This is a genomic window from Stutzerimonas stutzeri (genome assembly GCF_018138085.1).
Taxonomy (GTDB): domain Bacteria; phylum Pseudomonadota; class Gammaproteobacteria; order Pseudomonadales; family Pseudomonadaceae; genus Stutzerimonas; species Stutzerimonas stutzeri_AI.
Genome location: NZ_CP073106.1, coordinates 21,727 through 39,244 on the forward strand (window position 1 = coordinate 21,727; position 17,518 = coordinate 39,244).

Here is a 17,518-nt window from a genome sequence, read left to right on the forward strand (position 1 = left end):
CCACGGTAGGACGTGGCCCAAGAACGGTTTTCCAGCGGCTTATGCCCGCGGACGATAAGCCAGGCCTAGGGCTGGCGAATGCTCAATGCCTTCATGCTGTCAGCTCCTGCTGCAGGCGGCTCATGCTGATCGCCATTGCCAGCGGCTGGCACCATACGGGCATGGCGTTGAGGGTGAAGGTTTCGCCCATTTCGGAGAGCATCAGCGTGCTGAGCATGACGTCGGCGATTGCCTTGCCGGCCTTTCGAGGTACGGCGTTGCCGATACGCTCTCGCCAGGCGCCGTCGTTGTTGCCGTGCAAAATGAACGGCTTGCCGACCAGTTCCAGGGCGCCGGTTTCGTCGTTGGGCTGCCAGATGTCCTCAGGGTCGAACATAGATTGCAGTGCGGCCAGTTCCAGGGTGGTGAAAGGCCGGTTCCAGGTATCGTGCATACTGCGGATGACACAGGTAACACGGTCATTCGCTGCCGGAAGGCGCGTGTCAGCGACCGACCAGCGGCCATTATCGTGACGCGCGCTGGCGGATACAGCGCCGGCCGAACTGTACCAGTTCACCACGCCATAGTGCCCGCCGGTAAGGTATGAGTCGCCCTTCTTGCGATTGAGTACACGCGGGTCGGCCACCGACTGCCAGCCTCCTTGCACGCCCTTACCGCCGGCGATGATTGTGCCGGCTGCGCGGTCGAAGGGTACAACGCGATAGTTACCTGAGTGGCGATTCCAGTCCGGGCGCGGGTCCGCCACACTGAACGGGCCCTGTCCGGGACTGCGCTGTCCAGTTACTACACCGGAATGGCGATCCCAGGGAATCACGCCGTACTGCGCGTATTCCGCTTTGCTGACTGGGCGCGGGTCGGCGACAGAGAAGGCGCCATTGGTCGGGCCGCTGCGGCCTGCGATGGTACCGGTGCTTTCGTCCCAGCCATGCACCCCCAAGTACCCCGCTTGGTACTCCGGCACGATGATCAGATCACGCAGATAACCGTCCTCGATCGCCAGGCGGTTGAGAGAGCGCCAGTCCTTACCCGGTTCGACCAGGGCGAGACGTACCCAGGTTTTCCAGTGCAAAGCGGGTACCCGGTGCATCGGCCCCGCGAGGTCGATATCGCCCGGCATCGGCATGCGGCCAAGGATCTCGCCGACCCCACGCAGATTGTGTGTCTGCGGCTGGTAGAGGAAGGCCGGCACGCGTTCGACATGTCGGGCGACCAGCAAGAAGCGTGGCCGGCTCTGCGCCAGGCCGGCGATCTTGCCGCAGTCGTGGACGGTCTCTTCCACGGCGTAGCCGTAGTGGCGGAAAAGACCGACGATCTGATCGAGGAGGTAGCGGCCCCGGGAGGCAAGGCGCGGGACGTTCTCGAAAACGATCAGCTTGACCGGGTTATGCGCCCAGGCTTCCAGCATTAGCCAGACGCAACGGAGCGTCAGCTCGTTGAGGGCCATGTACTTCGGTGTCACGCTCATGGACTCGGGAAGCAAGCCAGAGGCACCCTTGCAAGGGCTGCTGATGAAGACCGCGTCAGGATCCTCACCGCCAGCGGCGCGGCGGATATCGTCGAGGCCCGCCTCTTTCCAGTCGGCAGGTGGTTGTTCACCGTGGAAGGCGATGTACTGCTCGCGTGTGAACAGATCCAACATTGTGCCCTTGGTGCCAGTGAGTTGTTCGAAGTCCGCTAGACCGGCTTGATCGATGTCGACGCCTCCGATGCAGCGCCAGTTACCGATCATGTTGGCAATCTGCAGAACGCTGTCATTGAAACCGGCCGCACCCGAGCCCAGGCCACAGCAGAAGCCGAAGTGTTTGTAGGTTCGCTTGATGCTTAGCCCTGTTGGGCTCCCATTACTGATCATCGAATGCTCCTAGACGTTTTATTTCTACCTGGTAGCCGCCAGGTACTTAAATACAGGCGTAGCTAAGTACGTACGTACATAACTACGCAGAAAGAAACTTATAAAGCCCTTCACGGAAGCACTTGGGGCAAGCCGCGATGGCCTCTTCGATCTGCCAGCGGGCGAGCCGCTTGATCTCGACAAGCGGAAGGGAAGCGATCTGGGAATATTTGCAGTGCATTGTTCAACCCTCCAACCCAGCGGAATGCTGGTAAAGGGAATTCTATACGTAGCTACGTACGTACGTAAACACGTAATTAAATATTTACAGCCTTTGGCGCGCCTGGTGCGCTTAGGGGAGCACCCCGGTATGCACGTGAGTTCACCGCCGTCGGCGGTACCGGCCAGGCCGGGCGGCGGTGGAGTTGCTGCGGGCCTGCGCTCGGGCGCGGAGTTAGATCCTCGGTGTGCTCGAGGTCGACCAGGAGCTGTTGCTGCCGATCGGCGCCGGCGGCGCGGATCTGGTTGTGGAGTTCCTGCAGGGCGAGGTGGCCATCACCAGGTGCTGGAGTTGGTGGGTGCGTATATCGGCGACGTTGTACGTCGGTGTCTGGGTGGGATTGTTGGTCAAGGGTCTGCCCGGAAGCCGCAGCGGAGCGGAACCAGCTTGCTGGAGAGCACCGAACGGGTGAGGACAGAAGCGAAGCGCGCCCTTGTACCAGGAGCTTGAGAAGTAAGGCTCCGCCAGCGGTTCAGGGGGTTTGCTTTTCCCCCTGGGCCGTTGGGGACAGAGGCCGACTCGCTCCCTTCCTTAGGAAGGGCGGGGGGATGGAATCATAAAAGGCCGCTGCTGCGGCCTTTTGTGTATTTACGTACGTAGGTACGTAATTAGGTACTTACGCGCGTTTGTCCAGCTTCTTGAAGTAGGCCTCAAGCGCCTCGTCGATCAGGTCTGACTCAGTGACCTTACGACCTTCAAGCTTGCTTCGGCTGAACGATTCATCCCTCAGGCGAGCGTTGTAGGTCTTCCGGATCCGAATAGTCTTGTTCTCGCGCTCGGTGGAATTACCAGGCGTAGCAACAGGGGTTGGCTGCGGTGCGGGCGCAGGAGTCGGCTCAACAGCGCCTTCTGCACCGCCACCACGGAACTCGTCGAGAGACGGCTTCGCTTTCATTTCTTCACCTCTTCGTAGAACGCCTTCATCTCAGCAATGGCCTGATGGTCCTTCGCAATCTCTTCAATCGTGCGACCTTCGCCAATCGCCCGGCGGAAAACAACGCGCTCACACACTCTCGCGTCTAAAACCGTTAGAGAAGACTCTTCAAGGTACTTGAGCATGTCCTTGATATCTTTCGTGCGAGGATCAATACGCGTCAGTAGCACCTTTACCTTCAGCTTGGGGTTGTAGTCCTTGGCCAGGTCGACCACTTCAAGCAGATCCGTCATTGCGGCAGCATCGAGCCCTGAAGCACCAACAGGAATGACCGCAACATCAGCGAGGAGAAGGGCGTTCCGAAGCCCTGGGGCATCCCGGCCACCAGCATCGACGACTGTATTCTGATAGTTACCAACGAGCTCCTTGCCCTCGTCAAAAATGGCTTTGCCCCGAAGGCAGATAGTCGTTGGCATGGGGCGCCCTTTTGCTTCCTCACACTCCCGCCGCCAAGCAGCCCAGGTCGCAGCACTTTCTTGAGGGTCACCATCAATCAGCAATGATGGGCCTTCTGCAGCAAGGTCGCAGGCTAAATGAATGGCGGTCGTGGATTTGCCAACCCCACCTTTGGTGTTAACGATTGCATAAACAGTCATCTCATGCCCCTTACATACCGGCGTACGTACGTATTTACGTAAATAATGAATTAAGTAGGCTAGGAAAGCAACCAAAAGGCATGTACCGCAACCTTGTCTTTGCCTACGCCAAGCTCGTCTGCAATAGATCGCTTTGCCTTTGACAAAAGCCGATCCTCAACCTGAATCTCGGTTAACCCGCTCACATCTAGCTGAACCAACTGCTCCCGCGGCTCAGGCCGCTCTGCCGTCATGTCCACATAGAGAACCATGTAACGCCGTTGCATTATGTACCCTCGCAATTAAATACGCACGTACCTACGTACTTACGTAATTACGTAATTACTACCAAGATTCACCGGCGTGTTCGCGTTCGAGCAATGCTTTCAGGTGCTCGATCGCGTCCTGGTTGTTACGGATGGCGTAATCCGGGAAAGCTGTTTTCCCGCTCTCGCCACGCTTGATCAGGTCTTCAATGTGGTCGAGTTCGAACCCCATCGAGGTAAGAGTCTCTTTGTCGCCATTGGCTACGGCCTGATTGGCGTCAAGCATCATTTGCTGCGCATCGGTCAGCCGACGAATTTCGTACTCAAGTTGACGGATCCGCGCAGGATCCGGCTTCTTAGGCGGATTGAACATGCGAACGCTCCTAGACGGTTTTTCGTTACAACGAGCCTTGGTAGCCGCCAAGGCATCGTTGGTTTTCCTGAGAGGAAACCGGATTATAGTCATACTACATACTTACGTAAATACATACATACGTATAACGGCGCGATATTGTCGGCGAAAGACGTCCCTGCGAACGGCACCCTGAGCAGCGCTCAACGGCGCCTCTACGCACCGCTTCGTCGGCGCCTAGAAAAAGACGAATTCCTAACGAACGCCTCGCTACGCAAGGGAATGGAATCCGTGATGCTTGTTCAGAAGGGGAGGGGACAGAAATAGCGCGGGTGTCGGTGAAATACGCTGAGCGTCAAGCCGGCGCAGTGCGCTCGAGCTTTTCGTACCATGCATAGCCATCGGGCATTTTTGAAAGCTCCTCCATGAGTGCCTTGTTATTGCGGGTATAGAAAACGACTCGTTGAACCTTCTTATTGCTGCTATCAAGCGCAATACGGTAATCGGGTAGGGAGTCGCGCTTGATGATGCTGCGTACCTCTGATCGAAAACGTCTCAGATCCTGGGTAGAACCGGTTTTCTGACGAAGGATCTCGATATCGCATTTCCACAGTGCCTTTTCACCAGTGTGCTTTCGCGCAAGTTCGTAGAGGCGACGCTCGAGCGCTTGGCCGAGCTCGAAGTAGCGGCGGTCGATGGTCAGCACTTCGTAATGGATCAGAGCGTTGTACAACCATTCAGAGATTGTGACGCTGACCTCAAGAGCACCTTTCCCGTTGGCCGTGTGTCGATCAATTTCATAGTCATCGATCAGGCCAAATCCGCGCACCTGCTCAACACCCCCTGTTTGGATGTTGGTCTCCAGGTTGGTGCCCTTGAGCCGTCTGAGCATGTCGACTACCAGGTAATAGGAATTTCCACCAGGCGACCGACAGGTACCGGTGAGGAATCTGTAGATATCAACCTTAACCTTTCTGGCAATCGGCAAGCCTGACTGGCGAGCTTCAATTAGCTGTGAGCCAATGAATAGAAGCAGATCCTTGTCGAAAACCGTTGCAGCGCCAACAACTGACGGGGTGATTCGGATTCGCTTTTTGGTCGAGGGGTTCACGTATTCCCGAATCTCTGTATCGTGCTTCTTCGAAAGGGAGAAGATCGGAAACTCCATGCTCGCAAGGTCGTCCTTCACCGGCCATTGCGTGATGTTGGCCTGGAAAAGCTCGGTCTGCTCGTACGGCTGAGTTCCTTTTTTTGAGCTGGTCACCAACTCCCCCTCTTCGCAATTTTGCGTGGTTTTCGCTTGACGTTTGGCGGCGCTACCTGCCGGCGCTTGCTGGATTTCTAGGTCAAACGGTATCATGTTCAAGCCCATTAATGCTCCTAGACGGACAGTGCTGGGTAGAAGCCCGGATCGGTAGCCGCCGTCCGGGCTTCGTCGTTTCTGATGGATGCATATTAGGTGCGTTACGTATATACGTAAAGCCGTAATTACGTAGTTATTTGATGTTGGTCAAGGGTCTGCCCGGAAGCCGCAGCGGAGCGGAACCAGCTTGCTGGAGAGCACCGAACGGGTGAGGACAGAAGCGAAGCGCGCCCTTGTACCAGGAGCTTGAGAAGTAAGGCTCCGCCAGCGGTTCAGGGGGTTTTGCTTTTCCCCCTGGGCCGTTGGGGACAGAGGCCGACTCGCTCCCTTCCTCAGGAAGGGCGGGGGGATGGTGACAGGCAACGCTCAGGTTCCAGGCTAGCCGCGGCGTTCAGCTACCGGTATACCTGATTACTCGCTTTTGCTTTTCAAAGCTGTTGTTGCAGTCATTGTCACGTCCATACCTGCACCCTTGAACCACTCCGGTTCCTCATCCTGCTCTCTTAGTAGTTAAAAGATTCTTCTTTGTTAAGAAGAAGTTAATACGCGCGCGCGTGTTAACCGGTAAGGAATATGGCTCAAGCCCTTGATACAAGAGGCTTTGTGCTTCCTCGTTGTCGGCAATATACGAAACGGCCGTCGGCAATAGACGAGAAACCGTCGGTGATAGACGACGATGGATGTCGGCGATGTCCAACGTCAGGCAAGCCTTATAGACAGCTTATCCACACCTGTCGGCGATATACGCGGGGGAGCGCGAGTTGTCGGTGATATACGTTACTGCGCGCTGGCGTACGTCCATAGCCGCCGGCGCTTGATTCTGAGCAAAAAACACACAAAACCCCCGTTGTAAGCGGGTTTTACCGAATCGCAGGTCGATCCTAAGCGTCGGTGAAATACGAAACGCCATTCAGAATGTCGGCGAAATACGTCACCGATTGAACTGCCCAGATTCTGTATCGCTGCCAGCCCGACAAACCGGCCGCTCTTTGGAACTCCCTCTGAGCTTCCGCAAGCGGGGGCTCTGCCGTCTTGTCGTTTTTCGCATCATGGTTATAATACGGAAAAATGACCATGGAGGCTCTATGAGCAGCGATCCTATTCGGCATGATCCAGGTGCCGGCACATCACGCGACGCAGAGGTGGTTGACGCCATCCTACGTGAGGTCGTGGCAAAGCTACACAGAACTGCTGATGCCGTAGATCCAGCGGTACGCGACGAGCAACAGCGCCGGAAGATTGCCCTGATCGCTGCGTCGTCTGTGAAGCTCAATTACATCCTTTCAGTAGCTGTAGTCATTCTCGTGGCACTGGCCAGCGTGCTGGGCTGGTTTGCGGTTCATCCGGATCGCCAGTATTTCGCTTCAGACAACGGCCGGATCTTCCCGATGATTCCTTTATCCGAGCCGTATCGGAAGCCAGGGGATGTCATCCAGTTCGCGAAGGACACCCTCAGTCGCTCATTCACGATGGACTTTCAGAACTGGCGACAGCAACTCGAGGACACCCGGGCACGCTACACAAGGCCTGGCTTTAAGTCATACATCGAAGCGTTGCAAACGTCAGGCGTTCTCGAAACCGTCAGACAACGACGAATGAACATGTCTATCACCGCCGGCACCGGCGTACTGGTGAAGGACGGCGTCGAGAACGGGGCGTTCATCTGGATGGTTGAGGTTCCGATCGAGGTCAAGCTGACCGGCCAGGCTAATGAGCTCCCCGCTCAACGCTTCATGGCCACCGTCCGCGTTGAACGCATTCCAACACTGGACTCCATTGAGGGTATCGGTGTTGGCCAACTTGTCACGCGACCGCTGTAGGTGAATTCGATGAAGCTCTTTCTTGCACTGGTTCCCATCGCAGTGATGTTTTTCACTACAGGTGCGTCAGCCGAAAATTCCGGACAAAACGTTGCTGCAGCCAGCTCCTCTCAGGCACAACAGCCGCTGGAATGGGTGCCGATATCGAGTGGTGGAAGTTCTGCAGCTCCTACTGCACAGCAGCAGATACAGACTGCTTTTCCCGCTTCGGCGTATGGGGCTCAGAACTACCCTGTGCAACAGCAGACACCCCCTGGCTATTTCCCGGCAGCTCCAGGTGCTCAGACAATCGCCCCAGCCCCCGGCATGGCCGTTCACGACGACGGTACCAGAGGATTGTTTCCGCCAGGCCAGCTTTCAGCGTTCGAGGTTGCCAAAAGTCAGGTATCGCCATTCAAACCCGATGAAATCCGAGATCTGGCAGTAACCTTTGACGAGTCGCGAGAGGCAAAGGCCTATAAGCCTGTTCGAGCTCTCCCACGAATCAGTAGCGTATCGGTCGACCTGGCTCCCGGATCTTCTATGCCAGTTGCTCGGATGCTGCCTGGTACGCCGAGCTCACTCATATTTATCGACGCTACAGGCGCTCCCTGGCCTCTTGCGGCTCCGCCACGCATTTCGGATGCTCGGGTTTTCTTCCCTGAGTGGCTGAAAGGCACTCACGTCGTTGTCGTTTCTGCGTTGTCTCCTTATGAGAGCGGCACCTTAACCGTGTTCCTCCAGGGATTGCCGACACCAGTAGTCGTTCAACTCTCCACCGGTGAAGAAGGCACAAAGGAATCAACTCGCGACGTTGATGTTCGCCTTGATATACGAGTTCCTGGCCGCGGGCCTAACGCCAAGGCTCCAGTTGTTGGCCCAGGTAAAATCGAACTCTACGACGATACGCTGCAAGCCTTCCTTGATGGGTTGCCGCCCATGGAGGCAAAGCCTATCAAGGCCATTGGATCGGTACCGGCTGGGACAAAGGTTTATCAGCTATCCAATGAGCTTTATGTCCGTACGACTTACGACCTCAAGTCACCATTCGATCAAACAAGCTCAAGTGCTAACGGCACCCGTGTTTATCGAATGCCTCTTACCCCTTATGTCACTTTTTCGGACATGGGCAGATCCGTAACTGTCCAGCTTGATATTTTTTGAGGATCGGCAATGAGCGGTGAAATGCAAGCTGATGTAGGGAGAAACTGGATTGCTATTGCTGCAGTTGTCAGCGTAGTTCTCATCGGTGTGGGGTACGTTGCTTGGACGTATTTCGCGGACGACACAACTCCAAAGAAAAGTGTTGTCGCCGTCAACACATCTGCTCAGGGAAGTAGCTCAAAAGAAAGTGAGCACTATCAAAAAGTATTGAAGGAGTACAACAGCGAGAATGCAGAGAAAGCGCAGGGGCAAGGGCAAACCTATGTTTCTGTTATCTCTACTCGGGCCCAACCAGTAGAGGAGGTAAAACCAACTGCTCCGGTGCAGCAGCAGCCCCCGGCGCCGCAGGTTGTCTATGTTAACCAGGGCAATCAGCAGCAGAATCGTCAAGAGGTGACGGAGCAAGAGCGGGCTAGGCAAAAGCTTATTGAGGATCAGGCCAAAGCACTTCTGGCCAACTGGGTGGCACCGCAACATTCTGCCGCGACTGTGGCGGCGGATATGGATGCTTTTGCAATGTCCATTAATGTTCCACAGCCATCTAGCACACTACCTGCTAGCGCCGCCGATGTAAGCCCCAGCGAGCGAACTTCGGAAAAACCTGTTGTTAAGATTATTGAAGACTACGCGCGGATCGCTGCGTTGTTGGAAACCAATATAGACACGGATGAAAACTCGCTGGTTGTAGCGTTCGTTCCCAGCGGCCCTTATCAGGGTCTCACTGTCTATGCGACTGGCTATAAGCGTCTCAATGAAAGCGTCGACATGACTTTCACTGCCATGAAATGGAAAGGAAAGTCATACAACATTACAGCTAAAGCGATAGACAAGGACTCGCTAAGAAGCGCTCTATCCGGCGAAGTCAATAATCGCTATTTCACCCGCATCATTCTCCCGGCAATCGCTGCAGGCATTGGTAAGACCGGTCAGTTGTATGAACAGTCAAACTCCCAAAACATCATTACCCCCCAGGGCGGCGTGATTCAGACCTATCCGTCTACTCCAGATGGAACTGCTGTGCTGGGCAGCATGATCGGTGGGGCAGGGGAGCAGGCCGGGAAGGTCTTGGCGCAGGACGCTGCGCAAATTCCGCCCAAACAAGTGCTCATCCCGTCGAAGGAAACGATTGGTATCCAGTTTATCGGCCCAGTCTTGTCCTCCGATGAGATCGCCCCTGGGGCCGCGGCTGCCTTAAGCGGTGCTCGCGCGGCGGAAGACGCACCACAGCAGCAATAGGCCCCTGGCTGCTTGCAGTCAGGGGCTTCCCTGTGACGGCCAAGGTGGCTATTCTTCTCTTTAATTCTGTATAATTGCCACTATACGAAATGGGCGCGTTATGAACGAATCGACACCAGCACCTGACATCTTTGATATGACGCAGGGCGAGTCCCAACTGGACAAAGAGCCGGAGCGTGAGTCGCTCTCGGCTGACGTCGATCAGCGTCCGTCAAAAGAGAACAAGCCGAGCGGGATGAAAGATCTCATCGTCAAAGGCGTGCTCTGTGCAGCGGTAGTTGTGGGCGGGGTGCTGATTTTTATGCCCGACCTTTTAGGCGGTTCGGGCCCGGCAAGGCCCTCGACGTTGCAGACGACTTTCTCTCCAGCGGAGGCGATGAAAAGCGCCTCGGAGCATGCTGCCGAAGCATCTCATAGCACTGTAGACACTCGGAGCGATGGTCATAACGTCCCCAACAGCGATGTTGATGCTTTGCTCGGTACCGTGCCTAACCCGTTAGAGAGCGTTTCCGCTGCGCGATCGGCAACAGCTTCCCAGCCACCTGCCGTCGAGGTTGATCTGAGCGAAGACCGCAAGCAGCTCCTTGCCATGATTAGCGAGTTGAAGGCTACAGCGGCAGACTCCAACAGTCGGCTCGCTTTGTTAGAGGCCGCCGTTCTGTCTAATCAACGTCGCCTTGAAGAGGCAATTAAAGTTGGCAGCGCGCCGGCTAGTTCAAAAAAGGTTGTGACTCCGCTCTATAAGCGTTATCGCCAGGGCTCCAATCGCGGCCATTCGTCCGCAGTCCTACATGAATACAAACTGAACACAATTTATCCGGGTATGGCTTGGGTTCAGAAGAGCGGGGAGGTTTACCTCATTCAGGTCGGTGACCGGCTAGGCGAGTTGAATGTATTAGGTATTGACGTGGCTGGCCGAGCCGTTCGCACTAACCGTGGCCTGATCAGGTAGGGAAGCATATATGGATTTGGCTTCGATGATTGTCCATTTTGCGAACGATTTTTCGGTTGCATTATGGCGTTTACTTTGGGCGCTTGGCGGGCTGGTCGGGGTCATCTATGTGGCCAGCGCGATACTACGGCTTCAACGTTCTGTGCGTATTCCCGGGGGCCCTCCGGTGACATTCGGGGATATTGTGCCGCTGATGCTGGTTGGCGGACTTATGGCCAACCTCTCGAGCTTTATTAACGCAACCTGGAATACCATCGGCACCGGGACCGTAACTTATGGGCCCATTGCTTATGAGGGGGCTGCTGATTTTGGGCGATTTGCAGCTGCTATCAACGCGGTTTTAACACTTGCAAGTGTCTTTGGCGGTGTTTTCTTTTTTAAAGGCGTAATGCTGTTAAAAAAAGCAGCAATGGACGGTCAGTCTAATCAAGGCGCCGATGACTCTGTCTGGCGCGCACTTACCCACATGATATTCGGTGCGCTGCTAGTTCAGATACCTGACGCAATCGAAGCGTTCAGGGTCTCTTTCAACCTCTTCTGGTAAACGATCTCAAGGGAGATAATCATGGCGTTCAAGATCAATCCGATCGAGGCGGTAGGGAACCTGGGCCGTCAGGTTCTGGTTCGTGCTCAGGTGTATATCGATCAGTACACGGTAGACCCTCGTGAAAAACGGATCATGTTGGCAACCGCTGCCATTACTTCCGGCGCACTGTTCTTCAGTACAGCTGCAAGTGCCGACGGTGGTTGGGCAGGTATGGTCAACACCGGTGCCAACCAGGCCGATTCCATCAAGAATAACTTTGGCAAGTTTCTTGCCCTGGCGGGGCTTGTTTCTGGGTCCGTAGGTGGATGGAACTGGTACAAAAAGGGCTCCGAAGGCGACCGAAGCGATATCAAGCCGAAACAGATCTTCGGCCCCATTGTCGCCGGCGCCGCACTCGGCAGTATCAGTTTCATTCTGATGCGTACTGGCGAGACCGTGGGCATTTCTGCATCCGAATACGGCCAAGTGCCCAACTAATCCAGGGGGGTGGCGGTCTTCGGGCCGCCACGAACTATGACTAACGACCGCGATTATACCGATCCAGCTTCTGTTGACCTTGAAAAGGTGCAACCGCTACCAGGGCTTGGTAGCGGCCTCGAACAGGCCCCTTTTCCATCCCTGTTTTTCTCTACGAAAAGCAGGGTTTGGGGTGATAAATCAGGTAAGTCGTGGGAGCCCGATGTAAAGGAATTTAAGTCCGGAGGACTAAAAGAAAAGACGTTGAGTCGAGAGGGTTACCGCTGCATGTTCTGCGGTTTTCACTCCTCTCATAATCAGGTTCATAACGTCTCGGATAATCACCAGGATGTTCGGGAAGTTAATTTGAAAGCCGTTGATGTGATCTGTCACGGCTGGAACCATCTTGGGGAGCTGAATGACGGCGAAGCTGTCATTGCATATCTTCCTGGTGTATCGCCTCAAGATATCAATCATCTTCAGCGTACTCTCATGGTAGCGCTGCAAATCGGTGACAAAGGGCAACAAGCGGATGCGAAGAAGTTGCTCAATTGGCTCGGATCGCACATGACCTATGCAAAGAATGCATGGGGTACATGTTCGCCTGCAGTCTTCGCGCAGGCTTTGCTTCGGCAAGATGGCTCTGAGAAAGAACGTCGAGAGGCTGTATTTGAAGACTTGGCCGTAGTCTTCAATCCAGGGCCGATGAATAAAGTCGCTGCGCTTTGGGCGCGTGAATATCAAGTTTCGTATCCCTCTACGAAGTGGAGGGAAGTATTCCATGGCGTGATTAATCCGCCGGCATAGGGAGGGCGTATGGCTCTAACAAAGATTCTCGATAGCCTTCTCGATGCTACTGAGGCGGCCTTTGCGTATATCTCTAAGTATATGGTCGGAAAAGATCTTGCCGGCTATTGTGAGCTGGCTACGGCTATTGGCCTCACGGATGACGATATTGCTCGAAATCCCGCGCTTAAAGACCCTTATACGCTCGTTGCTAACGACGGCTCTCTGCTTACTGTATTTGATGTTCAGGGGACGTATCAGATCCTTTCTGAAAAAGATTTCGATAAGCTGATCGATAACCTCCGGGTCAAGATGAACGGCTACATGCGTGAGCCGGGTCATACCTTTTCTGTTTCCTTCGAGCGGGATCCAGATCGTGCATTGGACGAGCTCATGCGTTTAGCTGAGCCGCAGATCAATGCCGCCCGCCGGATTGGTTTGAAGTCCGAAGACCTGATACTCGACCGCGTTAAACGTAACGCGCCACTTGTCGCCTGGGAGCAGAACCTGTTGGTTGTATACACGCATCCAAGCGCGATCGGCACCGATCTAGAGCGTGAGCGCAAAGAGCGTGCACTAGACGCGGAAAAGTTCGAATTACCCCGGATTGAGTTTGGCCAGTCTCCAGCTCTCGTATTGATGACTCTCAAGTATCGTCACGACACCATGATCGAGAGAGTTCTGAAAGACTTTGAAAGCTGTGGCGGGGAGGGTAGGGGAGGCATTCTTCTCAAACAGCTCAGCGCGCATGAGGCCGTCAAACGTGTGCGCATCATGGTCAATCGCGAAAGAACATCGCAAAAGTTCAGGCCTGTTCTACCAGGTGATCGGTTCCAACCCCGGGGCCGAGAGGACGCTAAGGATCTTTCTGACCTTACAGCTCCTTCGGTCAATTATCAGATCGTTACGAATGACGTTGACGTACAGCATTCTCTAGTCAAGACCGACGAACTGTGGCACGGCAACCTGTCGATGGAGCTCGGCCCTCAAGAGCCACAACTGTTCTCCTACCTGTTCAATACAGTGTCACGAGAGATTCCTTGGCGACTGAAGATCGACCTTACACCTGGAGGTCTTTCGGAGACTCGTGGTCGCCAGATGATGCTCAGCTTCGTAGGAATGATCGGCAGCAACAATCAGATCCGCCAGTCTTTCCTGGATCTGCAAGAGCGCAGCAAAACCGACCCAATATGCTGTATGAAAATTACAGCTTCTACCTGGTCTCCCAGCGAGCGCGAAACAAAGCGGCGAATGGCTGCTCTTGAAAAGGCCATCCAGGCGTGGGGGATATGTGGCGTCACGTCGACGCATGGCGATCCGGTTGCCGGCTGGGCTTCAACAATCCCAGGGTTCACGCTGAAGAATCCTGCCAACCGAATGGTGCCGCCGTTACCCGACGCGTTGCGCATGATGCCTTTCCAGCGACCAGCTACGCCCTGGGGTGAGGGTTCGTTTGTTGTTAGAACGCCTGATGGAAAGATCTATTCGATTCAGCTCGGCAGTTCTCTGCAAGACACATGGATCGAGGCACTATCTGCGCCACCAGGCTCTGGTAAGTCTGTCCTGCTCAACACGATGAATAGTGCAACTGTTCATCGACCAGGCAACGCGCGGTTGCCGTTGATGACCATTATCGACGTTGGCCCATCATCGTCTGGCCTTATTAAACTGCTTCAAAGCGCATTGCCCGAGAATCGCAAGCATGAAGCCATATACATGCGGCTGCAAAACACTCCCGAGTTCGCGGTTAACCCCTGCGATACCCAGCTTGGCGCGCGCTACCCAACAGCTCGTGAAAAGGAATTTCTTGCCGATTTCCTGACGTTGTTTTGTACCAATGCTGCCAAGCGCGAGGCACCTGAGGACTGTGCTCGTGTCGTGGATAAGTTGATCGATCTTGCTTATGAGGCCAGGGCGACGCGCTCCGCTCTTCGATATGAAGAACATGTTGAGCCTGTTGTGGACAAGACTCTTCGCGAGGCAGGTCTTTTTGATCTTCACGAGCCGGACTGGTGGAGCGAAGCCACTTGGTGGGAAGTCACCGATATCCTGTTCGCAGCAGGTTTTGTCGCTGAAGCGGCCATGGCGCAGCGCCAGGCGGTCCCTGTGTTCTCTGACTTCGACGCATTCCTGAACGATGAGTCGGTGCGTGAGCTCTATGGTAAGGCAAATATCCCCGGTGGAGAGCCTGTACTCTCGTATATGGCGCGTTGTTTCAGTGTCGCGTCATCCAAATACTCATTGTTCACCGGGCGTACCCGCTTCCAATTGAGTAGCGAAACCCGAATCGTCGCTATCGACCTCAACGACGTAATTGGCGCTCAAACGGCAGAAGGCAGCCTTAAAACCGCAATCATGTATATGTTTGCAAGGCAAATGGCGGCAAAAAACTACTTCCTTAGGGAGGAAGTAGTTCTGCCAGTCTGTCCTGAGCTTTATCACGAGTATCACAAGAAGCGCATCGCTGACGTTCAAGACGAAAAGAAAACCATTGCTTATGACGAGTTCCATAACACCAATGGGCAAGAGTCATTTGTACAGACATGCATTAAGGACGCGAGGGAAGGGCGTAAGTGGGGCATTAGAGTCGTGCTTGTCTCGCAGTATCTCGCAGACTTCCCAATGCCAATTCTAAATGCGGCAACTGCTGTCTATGTCATGCGCGGCGGTAATACCGCAGATGAGAAAGTTCTTCGCGAAGTTTTCGAAGTTTCCGAAGAGGCCATAACCAGATTGCAGCGTGAAGCAACTGGCCCTGATCCTCGACTGGGCGGTAATTTCCTTGCATTGTTCAAGACCAAAGTCGGATACATCGTCCAGATGCTTACCAACACTGTCGGGCCTATTGAGCTTTGGGCTTTCTCAACCACGTTGGAAGACGTTGCTCTTCGGAATCGGCTCTACGCCAAGATCGGTGATTATGCAGCCCGTCAAGTTCTGGCCGAGAAATTCCCTACTGGATCTGCTCTCGCAACAATCGAGCACATGAAGAGCCAGGCAACTGAACGGGACGAGATGTCGGCGGTTGATGTTTTGGCCCACCGGCTAGCAGAAGGATATCTCAACAAAATTGCGGAAGGCGTGGAGGTCATCGCATGAAAAGGTCACCGCTAACTATTGCCTTTCTTTTGGCCGGGCTCTCGATGAGCTCGTCTGCCCATGCCGGCGGATGGCCCGTTTATGACGCGTTGGTTCATCAAGGCGTTCTAATGGTGAACATGTCCGTACAAGCAGTAACGGCTGCAGTGAACGGCACCACCGGTGCTGTGAATGCGATGAACCAGAACCTGGCGAGGATCCTCAATGACATCGGAACTGCGGTCAACGAGAATGGCCAGAAAGTCGCGAGCACCATTGAGGCCGACGGAAAATCCACGCGAGAGTACATTACCGAGCAGGAACGGCAGCGCAGGCTGGAGGATGCAAGGCAGCGTTATTACGTTGGCTCGAATATCTGTAGTGAATCCGCATCCGGCGGTGCTTATGAGATTGCCGGGTCGGCGCAATCCACTAAAGGCTCTATGCGTCCTGGCGGTGCGCGTGTAAGCAATAAGCAGATTGCTCAAGCGATTAACACGCCTCCTGTAAGTCCTGAGATTGATACCTCACGAGCAGCGAAGATCCATGCTCAGTTTTGCGATGCTGATGACTATGCGTCCTATGGCGGGTCACAGGCTTGTCCAGGTATTTCGCAATCGATGCCTGGAGCTGACAAGCGAGTAGACTCGGTGTTAGCCGGCGCGGGGCCAAATGGCAAAACTCCAGATCTCACATTCAACCAGGAGCAAACAGATGCCGCTCTGATGTATGTGCAGAACTCGGCACGACGCTCAATTGCACCGCAACTTAAGCGTGGTGAAGCCGACACCGTTGCTGGTAGTCAGTATGTCGGCCTGATGAATCAATATAACGCCGTAATATCGGCTGCTGCGGATCCACAAGAGCAACGGATCGCTAATAGCCAGCCTAGTGAAGCTACCAAGGAGCTCATCAAGGAGGCTGTTATCTCTCCAGCCGCCAAGGCCTATTTTGACCAGGTTGCATCTCAAGAAGCCCGTAGAACTGGGATGATGTCGGCTCGAGAATTTGAGTCATTCGAGGTTGGTAGGCGGTATGCGAACACCGAATATCAGGCGGATCTACAGGCCATGAGCGGTGACAACCTGCTTCGTGAACAAATCCGAATCACCAGTCTGCAGAACTGGCTCATGTTGGGTATCAAAGATCAGCTAGAGAAGGCGAACATTATTAACGGGCTAACCCTTGCAAGCTCCGCACGTACTGAGTTCGAGCCTGTATTAGCAGCCAAATATAGAGCAGTATCCGGGCGCATGGGGGGGCAGTAATGGACACTAGTTCCTTTTTTAAAAAGATTGGTAAGGGTAGTTGGCTAGTTCTTTGGCGGGTCATTCTACCGTTTAGCGCGATCCGCCAGAGCGTAAAGCTTGCAAAGAAAGAGGTTGATCGTAACAAAGAGAATCTCGTCTACCTGAGAGACCTAAAGAACCAAGCTTTCAAAACGCTCAAATCACCTGAGAATAATCCGACCGAGAATGAGGCTAATGATACGCAACAGGTGGAGGTGGGCTTTGAAGAGGCAATGCGTAGTCGTTCGGAAGGCGCGCTTCCCGTGCCACAACTATACCGGCTGTTTCTGATAAAGAAGCGCTGGGCACTCGCTGCTGCATTGTTTTTTGCTGTTATATCAATTGTCGGTGTAGTCGGTGGCTTTGCGACCGCTCAATATAAAAATGTCATATTAGGTGCAGTGTCTCTTTTCGTAACTCTTCCCGGGTTTTTTCTTGTTGCGCTGGGTGCGCAGTTTAGAATGTGGCAGTTGAGTACAAGGCGCCTTTCAAAGTCTGAGAAAGGCGGTTTTAACGATTTCATTTGCGAGACTCCACATTGGATATCCATGACCCTAAATCCGGAGATCTCTAACCAAGTAGGTAAGCATCATGATGAATCGTAAGCTTG

16 protein-coding genes are annotated in these 17,518 nt (G+C 54.3%); 11 read left to right on the plus strand and 5 right to left on the minus strand.

Annotation, left to right across the window (positions count from 1 at the left end; all coding sequences use genetic code 11):
• Positions 1 to 91: 91 nt before the first annotated feature.
• Positions 92 to 1,852, minus strand: a complete 1,761-nt coding sequence (locus KCX70_RS22920) for a DNA cytosine methyltransferase (protein ID WP_212620462.1) — start codon at positions 1,850 to 1,852, stop codon at positions 92 to 94.
• Positions 1,853 to 2,298: 446 nt separating this feature from the next.
• Between KCX70_RS22920 and KCX70_RS22925 the strand changes: the two genes are divergently transcribed.
• Positions 2,299 to 2,523 (plus strand): hypothetical protein, encoded by a 225-nt coding sequence (locus KCX70_RS22925; protein ID WP_212620463.1) that lies wholly within the window; start codon positions 2,299 to 2,301, stop codon positions 2,521 to 2,523.
• Between the two features lie 204 nt (positions 2,524 to 2,727).
• Here the strand turns inward: KCX70_RS22925 and KCX70_RS22930 are convergent, their stop codons facing one another.
• From KCX70_RS22930 to KCX70_RS22945, 4 genes are all read right to left on the minus strand, one after another.
• Complete coding sequence (locus KCX70_RS22930) at positions 2,728 to 3,006, minus strand: hypothetical protein (protein ID WP_212620464.1); 279 nt, start codon at positions 3,004 to 3,006, stop codon at positions 2,728 to 2,730.
• Positions 3,003 to 3,641 (minus strand): ParA family protein, encoded by a 639-nt coding sequence (locus KCX70_RS22935; protein WP_212620465.1) that lies wholly within the window; start codon positions 3,639 to 3,641, stop codon positions 3,003 to 3,005. The genes KCX70_RS22930 and KCX70_RS22935 overlap by 4 nt, the downstream gene beginning before the upstream one ends.
• A 324-nt stretch (positions 3,642 to 3,965) precedes the next feature.
• A complete protein-coding gene (locus tag KCX70_RS22940; protein ID WP_212620466.1) occupies positions 3,966 to 4,259 on the minus strand; it encodes a hypothetical protein in 294 nt (97 codons plus the stop codon).
• 334 nt (positions 4,260 to 4,593) lie between these two features.
• Positions 4,594 to 5,610, minus strand: coding sequence for a replication initiator protein A (locus KCX70_RS22945; protein WP_249121760.1), 1,017 nt, complete (start codon positions 5,608 to 5,610; stop codon positions 4,594 to 4,596).
• Between the two features lie 1,076 nt (positions 5,611 to 6,686).
• On the opposite strand from KCX70_RS22945, the gene KCX70_RS22950 reads away from it, so the two are divergent.
• From KCX70_RS22950 to KCX70_RS22995, 10 genes are all read left to right on the plus strand, one after another.
• Positions 6,687 to 7,421 carry a DotI/IcmL/TraM family protein gene (locus KCX70_RS22950; RefSeq protein ID WP_230090121.1) on the plus strand — a complete coding sequence of 245 codons (735 nt, stop codon included), beginning with the start codon at positions 6,687 to 6,689 and terminating at the stop codon, positions 7,419 to 7,421.
• A gap of 9 nt (positions 7,422 to 7,430) precedes the next feature.
• On the plus strand, positions 7,431 to 8,564 hold the full coding sequence (locus KCX70_RS22955; RefSeq protein ID WP_212620467.1) for a DotH/IcmK family type IV secretion protein: 1,134 nt from the start codon (positions 7,431 to 7,433) through the stop codon (positions 8,562 to 8,564).
• A gap of 9 nt (positions 8,565 to 8,573) precedes the next feature.
• Positions 8,574 to 9,800: a conjugal transfer protein TraO gene (traO, locus tag KCX70_RS22960; protein ID WP_212620468.1), complete on the plus strand. Its 1,227-nt coding sequence runs from the start codon at positions 8,574 to 8,576 to the stop codon at positions 9,798 to 9,800.
• A gap of 100 nt (positions 9,801 to 9,900) precedes the next feature.
• Complete coding sequence (locus KCX70_RS22965; RefSeq protein WP_212620469.1) at positions 9,901 to 10,752, plus strand: hypothetical protein; 852 nt, start codon at positions 9,901 to 9,903, stop codon at positions 10,750 to 10,752.
• Positions 10,753 to 10,762: 10 nt separating this feature from the next.
• Positions 10,763 to 11,296, plus strand: a complete 534-nt coding sequence (traQ, locus tag KCX70_RS22970) for a conjugal transfer protein TraQ (RefSeq protein ID WP_212620470.1) — start codon at positions 10,763 to 10,765, stop codon at positions 11,294 to 11,296.
• 21 nt (positions 11,297 to 11,317) lie between these two features.
• The gene (locus tag KCX70_RS22975) at positions 11,318 to 11,776 is read left to right on the plus strand and encodes a DUF6750 family protein (protein ID WP_212620471.1); all 459 of its coding nucleotides are present in this window, start codon (positions 11,318 to 11,320) and stop codon (positions 11,774 to 11,776) included.
• Between the two features lie 36 nt (positions 11,777 to 11,812).
• Complete coding sequence (locus KCX70_RS22980) at positions 11,813 to 12,562, plus strand: HNH endonuclease (protein ID WP_212620472.1); 750 nt, start codon at positions 11,813 to 11,815, stop codon at positions 12,560 to 12,562.
• A 9-nt stretch (positions 12,563 to 12,571) separates the two neighbouring features.
• A complete protein-coding gene (locus KCX70_RS22985) occupies positions 12,572 to 15,640 on the plus strand; it encodes a conjugal transfer protein TraU (protein WP_212620473.1) in 3,069 nt (1,022 codons plus the stop codon).
• Positions 15,637 to 16,887: a conjugal transfer protein TraW gene (gene traW / locus KCX70_RS22990; RefSeq protein WP_088193951.1), complete on the plus strand. Its 1,251-nt coding sequence runs from the start codon at positions 15,637 to 15,639 to the stop codon at positions 16,885 to 16,887. Before KCX70_RS22985 ends, traW begins: the two co-directional genes overlap by 4 nt.
• Positions 16,887 to 17,513 (plus strand): hypothetical protein, encoded by a 627-nt coding sequence (locus KCX70_RS22995; protein WP_212620474.1) that lies wholly within the window; start codon positions 16,887 to 16,889, stop codon positions 17,511 to 17,513. The genes traW and KCX70_RS22995 overlap by 1 nt, the downstream gene beginning before the upstream one ends.
• The last annotated feature ends 5 nt before the right edge of the window (positions 17,514 to 17,518 follow it).